Below are 17,249 nucleotides of genomic sequence, written 5' to 3'. Positions count from 1 at the left end.
GCCGGAGGGCGCGCCGGCCCGGGTGGCGCTCACCCCGCGCGCCGTCGACGGGCCGGTGCCGCTGTCGCTCGCGCAGCAGCGCATGTGGCTGCTCAACCGGATGGACGAGCACTCCGCCGCCTACACGATCCCGCTCGCCATGCGGTTGAGCGGTGCACTCGACGTGCCCGCGCTGAATGCCGCGTTCGCCGATGTGGTGGCCCGGCACGAGGTGCTGCGCACGGTGTATCCGCAGACCGACGCGGGACCGGTGCAGGTGATCCTCCCGGTCGCCGACGCCCCGGCACCGCATTTGGCGCCCGTGCCGCTGCGCGGCGCCGACATGCTCGATGCCGTATCGCACTTCGTCACCGAGCCGTTCGATGTGACGGCCGCGGTGCCGCTGCGGGCCCGGCTGTTCGTCGTCACCGACGCACCCGGCAGCGAGTACGTCCTGGTCGTGGCCATGCATCACATCGCCGCCGACGGGTCCTCGCTGGTACCGCTGGCCCGGGACGTGATGACCGCCTACGCCGCCCGCCGCGGCGGGACAGCGCCGGACTGGACGCCGCTGCCGGTCCAGTACGCCGACTTCGCGCTCTGGCAGCGCGAGGTGCTCGGCTCCGAGGAGGATCCGGAATCGCCGGCCGCCCGGCAGATCGGGTACTGGACCCGCACGCTGGCGGGGCTGCCGGACCAGCTGGCGCTGCCCACCGACCGGCCGCGTCCGGCGACGGTCTCCACCGCCGGCGGCACCGTCGATTTCACCCTGGACGCCTCGACCCACTCCCGGCTGGCCGAGATCGGGCGCACCCACGGCGCGACGCTGTTCATGGTGATGCACGCCGCCTTCGCGACCCTGCTGTCGCGGCTGTCGGCCTCGACGGATATCGCGATCGGTACTCCCATCGCCGGCCGCGGTGACAGGGCCCTCGACGAACTGGTCGGCATGTTCGTCAACACCCTGGTGCTGCGCACCGAGGTCGATCCGGGCGCCGGCTTCGCCGAACTGCTCACGGGCGTGCGCGACGGCGACCTGGCCGCCTTCTCCCACGCCGACATTCCTTTCGAGCGGCTGGTGGAGGTGCTGAACCCGGTCCGGTCGACCGCCCGGCATCCGCTGTTCCAGGTCGGCTTCTCCTTCCACAACCAGGCCGCCGCCGAATTCGCGCTGGACGGCCTGACGGTGAGCGCGGCGGATTTCGATACCGCGGTCTCGCAGTTCGACCTGCATCTGGTGATCACCGACCGCTACGACGCATCCGGTGCGCCGCTCGGCATGGCCGCCTCCCTCACCTACGCCACCGCTCTCTTCGATGCCCCCACCGTGGCCGGCTTCGGCGAGCGGCTGCTGCGGCTGCTGGAAGCGGTGTGTGCCGATCCGGCTCGGGCGCTCGGCTCGGTGGATCTGCTCGCGTCGCAGGAGCGGGCGCGGATTCTGCAGACCTGGAACGATACCGTCGAACCCTATTGTGCGACAACGCTTCCCGTGCTGTGGAACGCGACGGTGGAAGCCGCCGGTTCCGCACCCGCGCTGATCGTCGATCGCGACGGCGCCGGTGAACCGGTGAGCTATGCCGAATTGTCGGCGCAGGTCAACCGTCTCGCCCGGCATCTCATCGCACTGGGCGTCGGCCCGGAGACCCGCGTGGCGCTGGCCGTGCGCCGTTCCCGGGAACTGATCGTCGCCATGTACGCGGTCGGCGTCGCCGGTGGCGCGTACGTGCCGGTCGATCCGGACCAGCCGGCCGAACGCGTCGACTACATCCTCTCGACCGCGGCTCCGCTGTGTGTGCTGACCACCTCGGATATCGCACCGACGCTGCCGGACGGGCAGTTCCGCGTGGTGGACATCGACGAGGTGCCGGAGCTGTCCGCCGCCCCGGTGACCGATCGGGACCGCCGTGCCCCGCTGCTGCCGCAGCATCCGGCCTATGTCATCTTCACCTCCGGATCGACGGGCCGGCCCAAGGGCGTCACCGTCGCGCACGAGGCGATCGTCAACCAATTGCGCTGGAAGACGGCGGCATTCGAATTGGGTGCCGACGACGCGGTGTTGTTGAAGACCGCCGCCACCTTCGACCTCTCGGTGTGGGAGTTCTGGTCCGCCGCCGTCTGTGGTGGCCGGCTCGTGGTCGCCGCCCCGGACGGCCATCGCGATCCCGCCTACCTCGACGAGCTGATGCGGCGCGAGCGGGTGACCACGCTGCATGTCGTCCCGTCGATGCTCGACGCGCTGCTCACCGCCTCCGGCGGACGCCTGCCGGCCTCGCTGCGCCGCATCCTCGCCATCGGCGAGGCCCTGCCCGCGACCACCGCGCAGCGCGTGCGCCGCGCCGGTTCCGCCCGCCTGTACAACCTCTACGGCCCGACCGAGGCCGCGGTCTCGATCACCGCCCACGCGGTCGACGACACCGACACGGTGACCGTTCCGATCGGTCGTCCGGAGGCCAACAGCAGGGTGTACGTGCTGGATTCGCGGCTGCTGCCGGTGCCGGTGGGCGTGCCCGGTGAGCTGTATCTGGCCGGTGCGCAGCTGGCGCGCGGCTACGACGGACGCGCCGATCTGACCGCGGAACGGTTCGTGGCCGACCCGTTCGAATCCGGAGCCCGCATGTATCGCACCGGCGACGTGGTGGCCTGGAACGCGGCCGGCGAACTCGAATATCGGGGCCGCACCGATTTCCAGGTGAAGGTGCGAGGCTTCCGCATCGAACTCGGGGAAATCGAGGCAGCGCTGCTCGCGCTGCCGGCGCTCGCGCAGGCCGCCGTGCTGGCCGTATCGGATCCGCGCACCGCCGATCGACTGGTCGCGTACCTCGTCCCGTCCGCCGGTGATGTCGATATCGCCGAGGTGAAAGCGGCTCTGGCCCGGACACTTCCGTCCTACATGGTGCCCGAGGCGTTCGTCGTCCTCGAGGCGCTGCCGCTGACGGTGAACGGCAAACTGGACCGGGCCGCGCTGCCCCGCCCCGTCTTCGAGGCGACGGCCTACCGCGCTCCCGCCGGCCCGGTGGAACAGACGATCGCCGATATCTACGCCGACGTGCTGGGGGCGCCCCGGGTCGGCGCCGACGACGACTTCTTCGCCCTCGGCGGCAACTCGCTGCTGGCCACCCAGGTATCCGCCCGCCTCGGCGCGGCCCTGGACGCCCGGATTCCGGTGCGGTTGCTGTTCGAGGCCTCGACGGTGGCCGCGCTCGCGGTACGGGTGGACGGCCACATCGGCTCCGGTGGTCGCACGGTACTGACCGCCGGACCGCGGCCCGAGGCGCTGCCGCTGTCGCTGGCACAGCAGCGGATGTGGTTCCTCAACCAGTTCGAACCCGAATCCGCGGCCTACAACGTGCCCGCCGCCGTGCGGCTGCGCGGTGAGCTGCGGGTCGACGCGTTGCAGCAGGCGGTGCTCGACGTCCTGTCCCGGCACGAGGTGTTGCGCACCGTGTATCCGCAGACGGCCCACGGTGTCGTGCAGCACATCCTGCCCGCCGCGCAGGCGGGCGCGGACCTCACCCCGCGGCCGGTCGGCGCCGACGAGGTCGCGGCGTGCATCGCCGAACTGGCCTCGGCCGGCTTCGACGTGAGCACCGAGGTACCGATTCGCATTGCGCTGCTGCGCCTTTCGGCAGACGAACACGTGCTGGTGTTCGTGGTGCATCACATCGCCGCCGACGGCTGGTCCATGCGGCCACTGACCCGCGATGTCATGCTCGCCTACGCCGCGCGCAGCGCCGGCCAGGCTCCGCACTGGACGCCGCTACCGGTGCAGTACGCGGATTACGCGCTGTGGCAGCGGCAGGTGCTGGGCTCGGAAGACGATGCGCGGAGCCTGATCTCGACGCAGGCGCGCTACTGGCGCGAGGCCCTGGCCGGTCTGCCGGACGAGGTGAATCTGCCCGCCGATCGCCCGCGTCCGGCGGTGCAGTCCGCACGCGGCGGACGGGTGGTGTTCCCCATCTCGGAGCAGCTGCGCGCGGATCTGGCCGAGTTGGGGCGCGCCCACAATGCGACGTTGTTCATGGTGGTCCATGCCGCGTGGGCGCTGTTCGTGGCACGCATGGCCGGCACCGACGACGTCGCGGTCGGCACCCCGATCGCGGGCCGCGGCGAGGCCGAACTCGACGATGTGGTCGGCATGTTCGTCAACACCCTCGTGCTGCGCACCCGGGTTCCGGGCGAGGCGACCTTCACCGAATTGCTCCGCAGCGCACGCGATACCGATGTGCAGGCGTTCGGACACGCCGATCTGCCCTTCGAGCGACTGGTCGAGCTGGTGAATCCGGAGCGCTCCACGGCCCGCCATCCACTGTTCCAGGTGATGCTGACCTTCCAGAACCTGCCGCAGCGCGATTTCGAACTGCCCGGCCTGCGGGTCGAGGCCGTCGACTTCGATTTCGACGCCGAACAATTCGATCTGTCGCTGACCGTGCAGGAGACCGGAGAGGGACTGCTCGCCGACCTGTCGTACGCGCGTGATCTGTTCGACCACACCACGGTCGAATCGTTCGCCCGGCGCTTCACCGGACTGCTCACGGCCGTGGCCGCCACCCCGGAGCGGGCCGTCGGCAGCCTGCCGCTGCTGTCGGCGCCCGAATACGAGCAGTTCACCCGGATGGACGGCGGCCCGGTGCTCGCGGACGGCCTGCTGCCGGAGATCTTCACTCGCGGCCTGCGGCACGGCGCCGACCGGATCGCGGTGCGCATCGACGGTCGATCGGTGACCTACGGGGAGCTGGATCGGCAGTCCTCGCAGCTGGCCCGGATGCTGATCGACGCGGGCGTCGGGCCGGAGCGCGCGGTCGCGATCGCGCTGCCGCGCTCCTACGAGATGATCGCCGCGGTCTGGGCGGTCGCGAAGGCGGGCGGCGCGTACGTGCCGGTCGATCCGAGCTACCCGCCGGATCGAGTCCGGCATATGGTGGTCGACTCGGCTGCCGTAATCGGCATCACCACACGGGAATTCGCTGCCGACCTGCCCGCGGCCACCACCTGGCTGGCGCTGGACGACGAGACCACCGCCGCGGCCTGCGCGGCCCGTTCCCACGATCCGATCACCGATGCCGATCGCATCCGTCCGCTGCGCCCGGACAACGCCGCCTACACCATCTACACCTCGGGTTCGACCGGCCTGCCCAAGGGCGTCACGGTCACGCACCGACGGGTCGCCAATCTCGCCGCCCATGCCACCCGCCTGTGCCGGGTGGAGCCGCGGCACCGTTTCCTGCACGTCTGCTCGCCGAGTTTCGATCAGTCGCTGGAGGAGTGGCTGCTGACCTTCGGCAGCGGAGCCACCCTGGTCATCGCGCCGCCGTCGGTGCTGGGCGGACAGGAACTCGCCGAACTGCTGCGCGCCGAGCGGGTCACCCACACCATGATCACCCCGGCCATGCTGGCCACCGTCGATCCGTCCGGACTGCCGGACCTCGAGGTCGTCGGCGCCGGCGGCGACGCGACCACGCCGGAACTGCTGGCCAAATGGCAGCCCGGCCGCCGCTTCGTCAACAGCTACGGGCCGACCGAGGCCACCATCTCCTCGGCCTACGCGGTCCTGGTCGCGGGCGTGCCGATCACCATCGGAACCCCGGTGCCGGGCACGACGACGCTGGTACTCGACGCGCGGATGCAGCCGGTGCCGCCCGGTGTCGCGGGTGAGCTGTACGTGGTGGGCGACGCCCTGGCCCGCGGGTACCACGCCCGGGCGGGGCTGAGCGCCGAACGTTTCGTCGCCTGCCCGTGGGGCACGCCGGGAACCCGGATGTATCGCACCGGCGACCTGGTCCGCTGGATCGTCGGCGGCGAGGGCGAGTGGGAGCTGGAATATCTGGGCCGCACCGATTTCCAGGTCAAGGTGCGCGGCTTCCGCATCGAACTCGGCGAGATCGACGCGGTGCTCACCGGCCACGACGATATCGATTTCGCGGTCACCCTGGGTCGCGAGACTCCGGCCGGCGCCACCGCGCTGGTGTCGTATGTGCGTGCGGTGCAGGGACGTTCGGTCGATCCGCAGCAGCTGACCGCCTATGCCGCGCGCAGTCTGCCGTCGCATATGGTGCCGGCCGCGATCGTCGTCCTCGACCGCGTGCCGCTCACCCCGGTGGGCAAATTGGATCGGAAGGCGTTGCCGGAACCACAGTTCCGGGTGCGGCCCTACCGCGAACCGGCCACACCGCAACAGCGACTGGTCGCCGCGGTCCTGGCCGAGGCGCTCGGGGTGCCACGGGTCGGCGCCGACGACGACTTCTTCGAACTCGGCGGCAACTCGCTCATCGCCACCCAGGTGGTCGCGCGCCTGGGCGCCCGGACCGCGACCCGGATCCCTGTGCGCACGGTGTTCGAGGCGCCGACGGTGCGTGCCCTGGCCGAACGGCTGGCCGCCCATGCCGGGACGACGAGGGTCGAGCTCGCCGCACGGCCACGGCCGCAACGGATCCCGTTGTCACCGGCACAACAGCGGATGTGGTTGCTCAATCGCATGGACCCGACCTCCGCGGCCTACAACGTGCCGTTCGCGGTGCGCCTGACCGGTGCGGTGGACGCCGCCGCACTGGAGCTCGCCTTCGCCGATGTGGTCGAACGGCACGAGGTGTTGCGGACCGTCTATCCGCAGGGTGACGACGGACCGTTCCAGCAGATCCTGGCCGGCGCCGACGCCGAGTTCACGGTCGGTTCGGTGATCGCCGCCGAGGTGGAAGCCGAAGTCGCGCAGATGCTTTCGCGCCCGTTCGATGTCACCTCCGACATTCCGGTGCGAGCCGCGCTGCTGCGGGTGACGGATACGTCCGAGCACATCGTCGTGCTGTCGATGCACCACATCTGCGCCGACGGCGCCTCGGCCGCGCCGCTGGTCCGGGATCTGCTGACCGCCTATACCGCGCGCACGGCCGGTGCGGCGCCGCAGTGGTCCCCGCTACCGGTGCAGTACGCCGACTACGCAGTGTGGCAGCGGGAGCTGCTCGGCGCGGAGGACGATCCGCGATCCCTGGTCGCGGGTCAGCTCGCGCATTGGCGGACCGCCCTCGCGGACCTGCCCGAACAGCTGGCGCTGCCGGCGGATCGACCGCGCCCGAAGGTGCAGTCGCTGCGCGGCCGGGCGCTGACGTTCGAGATCGGCGCCGAGCGGCATGCGGCCCTGCACCGGCTGGCCCGCACCCGCCACGCCTCGCTGTTCATGATGGTCCGCGCCGCGCTGTCGGTCCTGCTGGCCCGGCTCGCCGCCACCGACGACGTCGCGGTCGGCGCGCCGATCGCGGGCCGGGGTGAGGCGGAACTCGACGACCTGGTCGGCATGTTCGTCAACACGCTGGTGCTGCGCGCCCGGGTCGCGCCGCAGGCGTCGTTCGCCGAGCTGCTCGACCAGGTTCGCGAGACGGATCTGGCGGCCTTCGCCAACAGTGATGTGCCGTTCGAACGGCTGGTGGAACTGCTCGATCCGGTCCGGTCGACGGCGCGGCATCCGCTGTTCCAGGTGGGCCTGTCGTTCCAGAACCTGAATCGGGCCGAGGTGCGGTTGCCCGGCGTGACGGTGAGCGAACTCGATGTCGACACGCGCACATCGCAATTCGATCTGCACTGGTATCTGACGGACACCTACGACGAGCAGGGCGCCCCGGCGGGCATCTCGGCCGCCGTCACCTACGCCACCGACCTGTTCGACGCGGCCACGGTGCAGCGGTTCGTGCAGCGGTTCCTGCGGGTGATCGACCGGGTCGCCGCCGACGCCGAGGTGGCGATCGGCGATATCGACCTGCTGGACGACGCCGAACGCACCCGCATGCTGGTCGACTACAACGACACTTCCCGGGATCTACCGCCGGTCTTCGGCAGCGACCATCCGCACACGCTGACCGCCCGGTTCGCGGCCGCGGTGGCTGTGCATCCCGAGGCGGTGGCGCTCGCCGAGGATCGCGCGGGAACCGGTGTTGCACAACGGGTTCTGACCTATGCGGAATTCGATGCGCGGAGCAACCGGCTGGCCCGGTATCTGATCGGCCGGGGGATCGGCCCGGAGCAGCGGGTGGCGGTGGCACTGCCGCGCTCGGTCGAACTGCTGGTCGCCGTCTACGCGGTGATCAAGGCCGGCGCCGCCTATGTGCCGATCGACCCGGATCAGCCGGACGAGCGGATTCGTCACATCCTCGACACTGCGGCGCCGGAATGCGTGCTGGGACTGCATGATTCGACGATCGACGGCGCGATCGCGCTGGATCGGCTGGACCTCGCGGACTACAGCGACGCCGCGGTGACCGATGCGGACCGGGTGTGTCCGTTGCGGCCGGACGGCATCGCCTACGTGATCTTCACCTCCGGGTCGACCGGGCGCCCGAAGGGCGTGGCGGTCAGCCACCGGGCGATCGTGAACCGGTTGGTGTGGATGCAGTCGGAATACCGGCTCCAGACCGACGACGTGGTGCTGCAGAAGACGCCCGTCACCTTCGACGTGTCGGTGTGGGAGTTGTTCTGGCCGTTGCAGATCGGTGCTCGGCTGGTGCTGGCCGCACCCCAGGGGCATCGCGATCCGGAATATCTGGCCCGCCTGGTGGCGGCCGAATCGGTCACCACGGCGCACTTCGTGCCGTCGATGCTCGCGGCGTTCGTCGCGGGATCGGGGGCCGGTGCGGGTACCTCGCTGCGGCGGGTCTTCGCCTCCGGCGAGGCGCTGCCGCCGGCGGTCGCGCAGCGGTTGCGGACCCTGACCGGCGCCCGGTTGCACAACCTCTACGGGCCCACCGAGGCCGCGGTGGACGTGACCTACCACGAGGTCACCGATGCCGATACCGCCACGGTGCCGATCGGCCGCCCGGTCTTCAATACCCGTGTCTACGTGCTGGATTCGCGATTGCGCCCGGTGCCGGCGGGGGTCACCGGCGAGCTGTACCTGGCCGGGATCCAGCTGGCGCGCGGATATCTCGCACGCCCCGATCTGACCGCGGACCGGTTCGTGGCCGACCCCTTCCTGGGCGGGTCAGGGGGCATGGGCGCAGCGGGCGGGCAACGCATGTACCGCACGGGCGATCTGGTGGTGTGGAATGCCGACGGCGAGTTGGAGTACCGCGGCCGCTCGGACTTCCAGGTGAAGTTGCGCGGGCTGCGGATCGAGCCCGGGGAGATCGAGGCGGCGCTGGTCGCACAGCCCGAGGTCGCCCAGGCCGTCGCACTGGTCCGCGGCGACGACGGCATGGACCAGCAGTTGGTGGCCTATGTGGTCGCCGAGGCCGGGCGCACCGTCGACACCGATCGGTTGCGTGCCGGACTCGCGCGGCATCTGCCCGCGTACATGGTTCCGGCGGTCGTGGTCGTGCTCGACGAACTTCCGGTGAGCGCGTCCGGCAAACTCGAACGCCGTGCCCTCCCGGCGCCGCCGCGCGCGGTGCGCGAATTCCGCGCTCCGCGGACCGCGGCCGAGACGCTGGTCTGTGAGACCTTCGCGCAGGTGCTGGGTGTGCAGCGATTCGGCCTGGAGGACAACTTCTTCGAACTCGGCGGCACGTCGCTCTCGGCGACCACACTCGCGGCGCGGTTGACTGCCGCACTCGGGCAACAGGTTCCGGTGCTGACGCTGTTCACCGCGCCGACGCCTGCCGCCGTGCTGGCCGAACTGGACCGGGCCGCAGGCGATATCGATCCCGCTGCCGCCTTCGACGTGCTGCTTCCGTTGCGGCGCAGCGGTATCGGCGAGCCGCTGTTCTGTGTGCATCCCGTCGGTGGTGTCGCCTGGTCGTTCGCCGGCCTGGCCGCCTCGGTGGAGCGGCCGCTCTACGGTCTGCAATCGCCGGCGCTGAGCGGGGAGGACCTGCCCGGCACCGTCGAGCAGTGGGCGCGGCGCTATGTCGAGGCGATCCGCTCGGTGCAGCCGGACGGTCCGTATCACCTGCTGGGCTGGTCGCTCGGCGGCGTGCTCGCCCATGCCGTCGCGGTGCAGTTGCAGGACGAGGGTGAGCGGGTCGAACTGCTGGGCGTGATGGACAGCCGGCTCGGCGAGCCCGATGCCGACGAGTTCGAGCCGGTGGCGCTGCCGGAACTGCTGGGTGGGTTGCTGGGCGAGCGGATCGAGGACTTCGGCGACGCCCTGCCGGAGGATCGAGGCGCGCTCCTCGACATGCTGCCCGAACCGTTCGCGTCGCTGGGCCGGGATCGGATCACCGCCGTCCTCGAGGCGGCGCTGGAATCGGTCGATCTGGCCGCCGCCTATCGGCCTCGGATCTATCGAGGCGATCTGACGTACTTCGTCGCCGCCCGCGACGCCTCGAGCGAGCCGGGCGCCGACGGGTGGATATCGGCGGTCAGCGGCGCGGTGCGGCGCCACCGCCTGCCCACCACCCACTGGCGCATGACGTCCGCGGAACCGTTGCGACGCATCGGCGCGGTGCTGAGCGAACACCTGAACAACGGCGAAACAGACTGATCCGCATCGCTTTTCGCCTCATCAGCCCGGAACCGATCAAGTTCCGTGCGGCCCTCGGGCGCCGGTCCGGCGTTCGCGGTTCGCGACCGTGAAGGGAAGAAGGAAGAAAGTATGACAGGCACCGACTACACCGCGATCCTCACCCAGATCCTGAGCTTCCTCAGCTCCGGTTCCAGCCTCGCCTACACCCCGAAGTAAATCGCCCCGGAAAGGATTATCGACTGATGGATACCGGAAGCTCCGGCCTCGGCAGCATCTTCACCGCCCTCGCGAACCTGCTCTCCACCGGATCGGCGGTGTCGGTGACACCGGGCGCTTGATCGCGGTGCGGGCCCGGACATCGCGGGCCCGCACCATCACCCGGTGCGGTGGTGGAGTCACCGCGCCGGACACAGTTCCGCACGAAAGGTAATCGAATGAGCAACCCATTCGACGATGACGACGCCGAGTTCTACGTCCTGACCAACGATGAAGGCGAGCACTCGTTGTGGCCGGTGTTCGCGGCCGTGCCGAGCGGATGGACGATCGCTCACGGCCCTTGTCTGCGTCAGCTCTGCCTCGACTATGTCGAATCGCATTGGACCGATATGCGCCCGAAGTCGCTGATCGAGGCCATGCGCCTACAAGCCAACTGAATGCGTCGCGCCGCGGCGTGCCATCCGAACCTCCCCTGCACCGGCACGTCGCGGCGTTCACGTTCTCCTCGCATCGGCGCGGCCCGCCTGCTAATATAAGTTGCAACTTATAGAAGGAGGTATGTCATGCCCTTGCTCTCCGATCCCGCCGCCCTCGCGGGTCTGGTCACGCGCGAGGTCCGCACCGGCTCTCGCGACGGCGCCACCACCAGGATCGCGGTCGCCCGCCGCAGCTATCCCACCGATCAGGCCGATCTGTGGGACGCGCTGACCAACGCCGAACGCATTCCGCGCTGGTTCCTGCCGATCAGCGGCTCGCTGGAGGTCGGCGGCCGCTATCAGCTCGAGGGCAACGCCAACGGCGTGGTCGAACGCTGTGACGCGCCGAAGCATTTCGCCGTCACCTGGGAGATGGGCCCGCAGATCTCCTGGCTGGAGGTCACCCTCGGCCCCGCCGACGACGGTACCGAACTGAAGCTCGAGCATGAGGCGCCGATCGATCCGGCCATGTGGACGCAGTTCGGGCCCGGTGCGGTCGGGGTGGGCTGGGACCTCGCCCTGCTGGGCCTGGGGATGCATGTGGACAGCGGTGAGCCGGTGGATCAGACCGTGGCGCTCACGCTGCACACCACCGCGGAAGGCCGTACATTCGTCCGCACCGCCGCCACTGCGTGGGGTGAGGCCGCGATCGCCGACGGCGACGACCCTGCCGCGGCCCGGACCGCCGCCGAACAGACCTTCGCCTTCTACACCACCGAACCAGAGGACACCCCGGAAGCTCGATGACCGTCCCACCCGCCCGCATCTTCGATGCGCTGGGCGACCCTGTGCGCCGTCACATTCTCGAACTGCTGGCCGCCGGCGAGCACTCCGCCGGCGCGCTGGTCGAGGCGGTCCGCGCCACCACGACGATCTCCCAGCCCGCGGTGTCGCAGCACCTGAAGATATTGCGCGACACCGGATTGGTCACCGTCCGCGCCGAGGGCACCCGGCGGTACTACCGCCTCGACGCGGACGGCGTGGAGATCGCCAGAACCTGGCTGACCACCTTGCTCGACCCGCTGCATCGGCTGGCGAATCCCCTCGACGCCCTCGCCACCGAGATCGCCCGCGGAAAACGGGAGCGGCGCGCGGGAGACGCCGTCGCCCCGCCGGAAGCGCACGAAAGCGGTTATGCCGCAGGGTGATTCACAACAGACCGCTGTTCTTGGCGAGCTGCTTGCGAATCCGTTCGCGCAGCCGCGTGGCGGCGGCCCGGTGCTTGGCCGCGGTGACCCCGTCGCCGCACGCGGTCGCCAGTTCGGCGAGGATTTCGTCCACCGGATCCAATGGGGTGAAACCGGTTTCGAGGCCGGCGACGGTCCCGGCGGCGGGCAGGAGCCGGCGATAGAGTTCGGCGCAGTCGGCGGTGGAACCGAGGGCGATCGCCGCGCGGGCCCGGTGGGCCCGCATCATGACCGGATAGAAGTGCTCGTCGACCTCGGGGCCGTGGTGGAAGAGCGCGGCGGCTTCGGCGCGCTCGCCGGCGTCGAGGAGCGCGACGATGTAGATCTGGGTGAGCATCCCGGGGAGGGCGGCCTCGATTTCGGCGAGGCAGTCCACTGCGGGCGACAGATCGCGGCGCGCCCAGCCGAGGGGCAGCAGCGCGATCAGGGCTGCCTCGTCGCCCTCGGGGAAGCCGGAATCCTTTCCCGCCGAGCTGCATTCGTCGAAATAGTGCGCCGCCCGGCCGATATCGCCGCGCAGGATCTCGGTGGCCGCGCGGAAGTATCCGAGGATGGTCGCCAACGGCCGCACCTGTGCCGTGCCCGCGAAGTCCAGGGCGAGGGCCGCTTGGCGTCCCGCCTCGGCCAGGTCGACGTTCTGGCAAGCGGTGCGGAAGCGCAGATAGTGTGCGAGAGCGCGGTATTGGGGCAGATCGGCCGACGTGGCGAGACGCTCCAGCTCGGCGGCCCGGTGTCCCAGGTCGTCGCCCGAATGGCCGTCGAGCACCAGATGAGTCAGCGCGTTCAGTGCCAGGCACTGCAATTCGGCGTCGCCGGTACTGCGGGCCAGTTTGAGCGCCGCGTGGGCACGGGTGTGGGCGAGCCGGTGCGCGGCCGGGCTCGATTCGAAGACGGCGGTGGTGAGCAGACGAACCTGGGTGGCCACCGGCTGGTCGCGGGCGGAGGCGACGGCGAGTGCCCGCCGTAGCCGCGGATTCGACCATCTCCAGTCCCGCATCGCCCACACCACCGGGGCGCGCCAACTGGTCAGCGCGCGCACCACCAACTCCCCGTCGCCCAATTCGGTGGCCAGCCGCAGCGCCTGCTCCCGGGCGTCGCGGGCCGCGGCGATGCGCCCCGCGTACGCGGAGGCGGTGACCAGTTCGCAGTAGGCGTCCACGCAGGCGACCCGATCCGCAGGCGAGGCGTCGGGATCCTCGTGCCCGGCCAGCCGCCGCAATTCGATCACCGTGCGCCACAGCGGTGCCGCGTCCGCGCGCATACCGCGCTCGACACAGTGTCGTGCCGCCGTCGTGATGTAGTCGACCGCCGAATCGGCGGTACTCGCGGTGGCCGCCCGCACCGCGTGATGGGCCAGCACCTCGACCGCACGGACGTCGTCGGGCCGGCAGCCGCCCAGCAGGGTGAGCACCCCCTGATGCATCCGCGTCCGTCGCAGCTGCGGAATCCCGGCGTAGACCGTGTCGCGGATCAGCGCGTGCGCGAACATGATTCGCCCCGCGGGATCGATGATCACCAGCCGCGCCAGTTCGGCGGTGCCGACGAGTCCGATGATCTCGTCCTCGGTCCGTTCGGTCAGCGCCACCAGCGTCGCCGGTTCCACCCGCTCCCCGCAGACGGCGGCGTACTCGAGCACCTCGCGGACCGCATCCGGCATCCGCGCCAGTTGCAGTTCGATCACCCCTCGCACACTCGGCGGCAGATCGTGGACATCGCCACCGACGGCCATCGCGGCGGTGAGCTCACGCAGGAACAGCGGGTTACCGCCGGTGCGTTCGTGCAACAGCGCGAGCAGATCGGTATCCAGACCGGAGAGTCCGGCGGCCCGTGCGATGGCACACGTCCCGTCCAGATCGACACCGGTGAGCTCGATATGCGCGGCGGTCGGATCGGCGAGAGCGGCCACGGCGGCCCGCACCGCCGGCGGCGCCTCCACCTCGCGCAGTGTGGCGATGATCAGCAGCGGCTGGTCGTGCAGCCAGGCCACGGCCTGGCGCAGGATCTGCAGGGTGGCCTCGTCGGCGCGGTGCAGATCCTCGAGCACCAGGGCGACCGGGCCGTCGGCGACGGCCTTGCGGCAGCGGTCGGCGATCACCCGGGAGATCTCGAACGCCCCACCGAGAACCGGCCGCGAGGTCAGATCGGCGCCGAACCTCGCGGCGACCTCGGCCCAGACCCACGCTTGCGGCGCCCCGTCCACTTCCGGGCAGCGTCCGGGCGCGACCACCCAGTCGCGGCGGCGCAGTTCGGTGGCGACCGCCTCGGCCAGCGCCGATTTGCCGAATCCCGCGCCGCCGCAGATCCACACCACCCGGGCGCCGTGTTCGATCGCCTCGCACGCCGCCTCCAGAACGACCTTGCGCTGCACCGGGTATCCGAGTGCGGTCGCGCTGTCGGCCCGCTCATTCGGCTCGGGCGATCGCTCGATGTCGCGCACGAGGTCGGCGCGCACCGCGATGGGCGCGGTCGGCAGGGTGGACTCGAGCACCGGAACCGCCTGGTTGAGGATCGCGGTCTCCAATTCCTGGATGCGACGCCCCGGATCCAGTCCCATTTCCCGGGTGAGGAATTCCGCCGTGCGCCGCAGCGTCGCCAGCGCTTCGGTCTGCTGTCCCAGCCGATATTGCGCGAGGGCGAGCAGCCGCACGCTCTCCTCGCGGTCGGGCCGGTCCTCGACGGTGCGCCGCAGGCCGCTGATCACCTCGGTGGTGCGGCCGAGTTCCAGCGCGGCCTGTGCGCGCAATTCACCGGCGGTCAGATACAGATCGGTCAGCCGCGCCGCCTCGGCCGCCGCCCAGCCGCAATCGGCGAAACTCTCCAGCGCGCGTCCGTTCCAGCAGGCCAGCGCGATATCCAGCATGCGGGTGCGGGTGGCTGCCTCGGGGGCATGGGCGCCGCTGCTCACCTGCAGATATTCGTGCAGGAGCGATTCGAACTGCCAGGCGTCGACTTCGGTGTCGCGCAACCGCAGCGCGTAGCCGAGTCCCTCCGACACCACCACCGTCGCCGGCGCGCGGGCGGGACGTTCGGGTTCGAACACCCGCCGCAGGTTGTGGATGTGCACCTGCAGCACCGACGTCGCCTTGGGTGGGGGTTCCCCGTCCCACAACTCGTCGACCAGCCGATCGGTCGACACGGCGCGGCCCTGCGCGATCACCAAGCGCGCCAGGAGGGCTCGGGTGAGCCGGCCCGCGAGGCGGATGGGTGTTCCGTCGAGTGCGATGTGCATCGGCCCGAGGACATGGATGCGCCGATCAGCCATGCCATGCCCCCTGCAACCGTGACATCCGGACACCTTCCCCATGGCCCGTCCCGTTCAGCAGCCGACGGACGGCCATTACGCTGGGCATCTGATTTAAATCAGAATCTCTACTCTAAATTTTCGGCGCTGTCTGTCGTTAGCTTCATGGTTGCCAAATCGTTATATCCATTCCGTGTGGTACTTCCGGCGTCCGTGTGTTGTGCATCACGTTCCGGCTGTTCCAGGTTGTGCCACACGTGGTTCGATACTGAGTGGCGAGGTGAGCGGCTTGTAATGCAATTGTGACTTTGTCGGCGAACCGCTGTTTCGCGGTCGGATGACCATCCTCGGCTCGTATATTTCATCGCAACTTCGGAATTGCTCTCGATATCGGTCAATTGCTTGCCGCCCGATTCGACCGGAAGTGAACCAGAAGTGGGATGGACGAGGCTGACGCTCACAAACCTGATGGATGGGGAGGTTTCGAATGGTTCGAACGTCACAGAACGCGGTAACGGAATTCGGTGGCGCAGGGCAGGAGAAATCATGAGTCAGAACAGGATCCGTCCCCGGCCCACCGTGCCGGACATCGTGGCCCTCTTTCACGACGACGATCAGGCGGGAGAACTGTTCATGCGGACCGACGAGGTGATCGCGGTGCCGGCGGGCCAATTCGTGGCCATGGCCCGCGCCGTCGCGCAACTGGCCGATCACGCCCTGGTCGGCGGCGGAATTCATGCGGACCGCCCGGACGAGGGGACGCTGGGCGCCTTCGCGCACACGGGCGAGAATTCCGTCACGGAGCCGGAGCCGGTCACCCGTGGGCTCTATGTCGACGCCGACGGTGACGTCTGGGAGCACGACGAGCTCGGCTGGCGGTTACTGCTGCAGGCCGGTGTGGTCGTCGACCCGGTTTCACATTGGGACTGGATCCTCGGACATGTCGGGGAATTCGGCCCGTTCACTTTCGTCGCCGCGAGCTGAGGAATTCACCGCCGCGTTTTTATCGTCAGACTGACGATTACAATGCCCGTCATGGGCAGTGGTTTTCGCCTCAATGCAGCGGTCGCGGTCGATTTGGTGGTTCTGACCCTGGGCGCCCGCCACACTGCCAACGACACGCTGTGCGCGCTGCTGGTCCAGCGCCTCTACGCACCCTATCGCGGAAGATGGGCGCTGCCGGGAGGGTTCGTCCGTCCCGAGGAAAGCCTCTCGGCGGCCGCGGTACGGGAGCTACGCGAGGAGACCGGAATTCGCGGCGACCGCATGCATCTGGAGCAGCTGGCGACCTACGGTGAACCCGGCCGTGATCCGCGCGGCCGGGTCATCAGTACCGCGTATCTGGCGCTGGCGCCGAATCTGCCCGCGCCGCAAGCGGGTTCGCAGGCCACGGCGGCCGGCATCTGGTCGGTGGAGCAACTGCTCGCCGAGCGCGGCCGCATCGCCTTCGACCATCGCCGCATTCTCACCGACGGTGTCGAGCGGGCCCGCGCCAAACTGGAATACACACCGCTGGCCACCGCCTTCTGCGCCCGCGAATTCACGGTGGCCGAACTGCGCCGGGTCTACGAGGTGATGTGGGGCACCGATATCGATCCGCGCAATTTCCACCGCAAGGTCACCACCACACCGGGTTTCGTCCTGGCTACCGGCGCCACCACCACCCGCGACGGCGGTCGTCCGGCCAAGCTCTATCGCGCCGGGCCCGCGCAGGTTCTGCACCCGCCGATGTTGCGGCCCAGCTGATTCCCCGTCGTTGCCCCCGC

The 17,249-nt window shown here is 69.9% G+C and carries 6 protein-coding genes and 1 pseudogene; 6 read left to right on the top strand and 1 reads right to left on the bottom strand.

Features of this window, described 5'->3' with window-relative positions:
- Positions 1–22: 22 nt before the first annotated feature.
- The 4 genes and pseudogenes from NN2_RS21720 to NN2_RS21705 form a co-directional block, all read left to right on the top strand.
- A pseudogene (locus NN2_RS21720) lies at positions 23–10,381 on the top strand (non-ribosomal peptide synthetase); the annotation flags it as partial.
- Between the two features lie 416 nt (positions 10,382–10,797).
- Positions 10,798–11,016, top strand: a complete 219-nt coding sequence (locus tag NN2_RS21715) for an MbtH family protein (protein WP_030517136.1) — start codon at positions 10,798–10,800, stop codon at positions 11,014–11,016.
- 126 nt (positions 11,017–11,142) lie between these two features.
- On the top strand, positions 11,143–11,802 hold the full coding sequence (locus tag NN2_RS21710; protein ID WP_063015712.1) for an SRPBCC family protein: 660 nt from the start codon (positions 11,143–11,145) through the stop codon (positions 11,800–11,802).
- Positions 11,799–12,203 carry an ArsR/SmtB family transcription factor gene (locus NN2_RS21705; protein WP_063015711.1) on the top strand — a complete coding sequence of 135 codons (405 nt, stop codon included), beginning with the start codon at positions 11,799–11,801 and terminating at the stop codon, positions 12,201–12,203. Before NN2_RS21710 ends, NN2_RS21705 begins: the two co-directional genes overlap by 4 nt.
- A gap of 1 nt (position 12,204) precedes the next feature.
- Here the strand turns inward: NN2_RS21705 and NN2_RS21700 are convergent, their stop codons facing one another.
- Positions 12,205–15,504: an ATP-binding protein gene (locus NN2_RS21700; RefSeq protein WP_063015710.1), complete on the bottom strand. Its 3,300-nt coding sequence runs from the start codon at positions 15,502–15,504 to the stop codon at positions 12,205–12,207.
- Positions 15,505–16,029: 525 nt separating this feature from the next.
- Between NN2_RS21700 and NN2_RS21695 the strand changes: the two genes are divergently transcribed.
- Both NN2_RS21695 and NN2_RS21690 read left to right on the top strand, forming a co-directional pair.
- Positions 16,030–16,467 carry a hypothetical protein gene (locus NN2_RS21695; RefSeq protein ID WP_063015709.1) on the top strand — a complete coding sequence of 146 codons (438 nt, stop codon included), beginning with the start codon at positions 16,030–16,032 and terminating at the stop codon, positions 16,465–16,467.
- A gap of 51 nt (positions 16,468–16,518) precedes the next feature.
- Entirely contained in the window at positions 16,519–17,229 is a 711-nt protein-coding gene (locus NN2_RS21690) for an NUDIX hydrolase (RefSeq protein ID WP_036505725.1), read from the top strand.
- Positions 17,230–17,249: the final 20 nt, after the last annotated feature.

Origin of the sequence: Nocardia nova NBRC 15556 (assembly GCF_001613005.1) — a bacterium.
Classification (GTDB): Bacteria; Actinomycetota; Actinomycetes; order Mycobacteriales; family Mycobacteriaceae; genus Nocardia; species Nocardia nova.
This window is presented reverse-complemented; position numbering and strand designations above follow the sequence as displayed.

Coding starts and splice junctions, on each gene's coding strand:
- NN2_RS21715 (WP_030517136.1), top strand. CDS start 10,798: ATGAGCAACCCATTCGACGATGACGACGCCGAGTTCTACGTCCTGACC.
- NN2_RS21710 (WP_063015712.1), top strand. CDS start 11,143: ATGCCCTTGCTCTCCGATCCCGCCGCCCTCGCGGGTCTGGTCACGCGC.
- NN2_RS21705 (WP_063015711.1), top strand. CDS start 11,799: ATGACCGTCCCACCCGCCCGCATCTTCGATGCGCTGGGCGACCCTGTG.
- NN2_RS21700 (WP_063015710.1), bottom strand. CDS start 15,504: ATGGCTGATCGGCGCATCCATGTCCTCGGGCCGATGCACATCGCACTC.
- NN2_RS21695 (WP_063015709.1), top strand. CDS start 16,030: ATGAGTCAGAACAGGATCCGTCCCCGGCCCACCGTGCCGGACATCGTG.
- NN2_RS21690 (WP_036505725.1), top strand. CDS start 16,519: ATGGGCAGTGGTTTTCGCCTCAATGCAGCGGTCGCGGTCGATTTGGTG.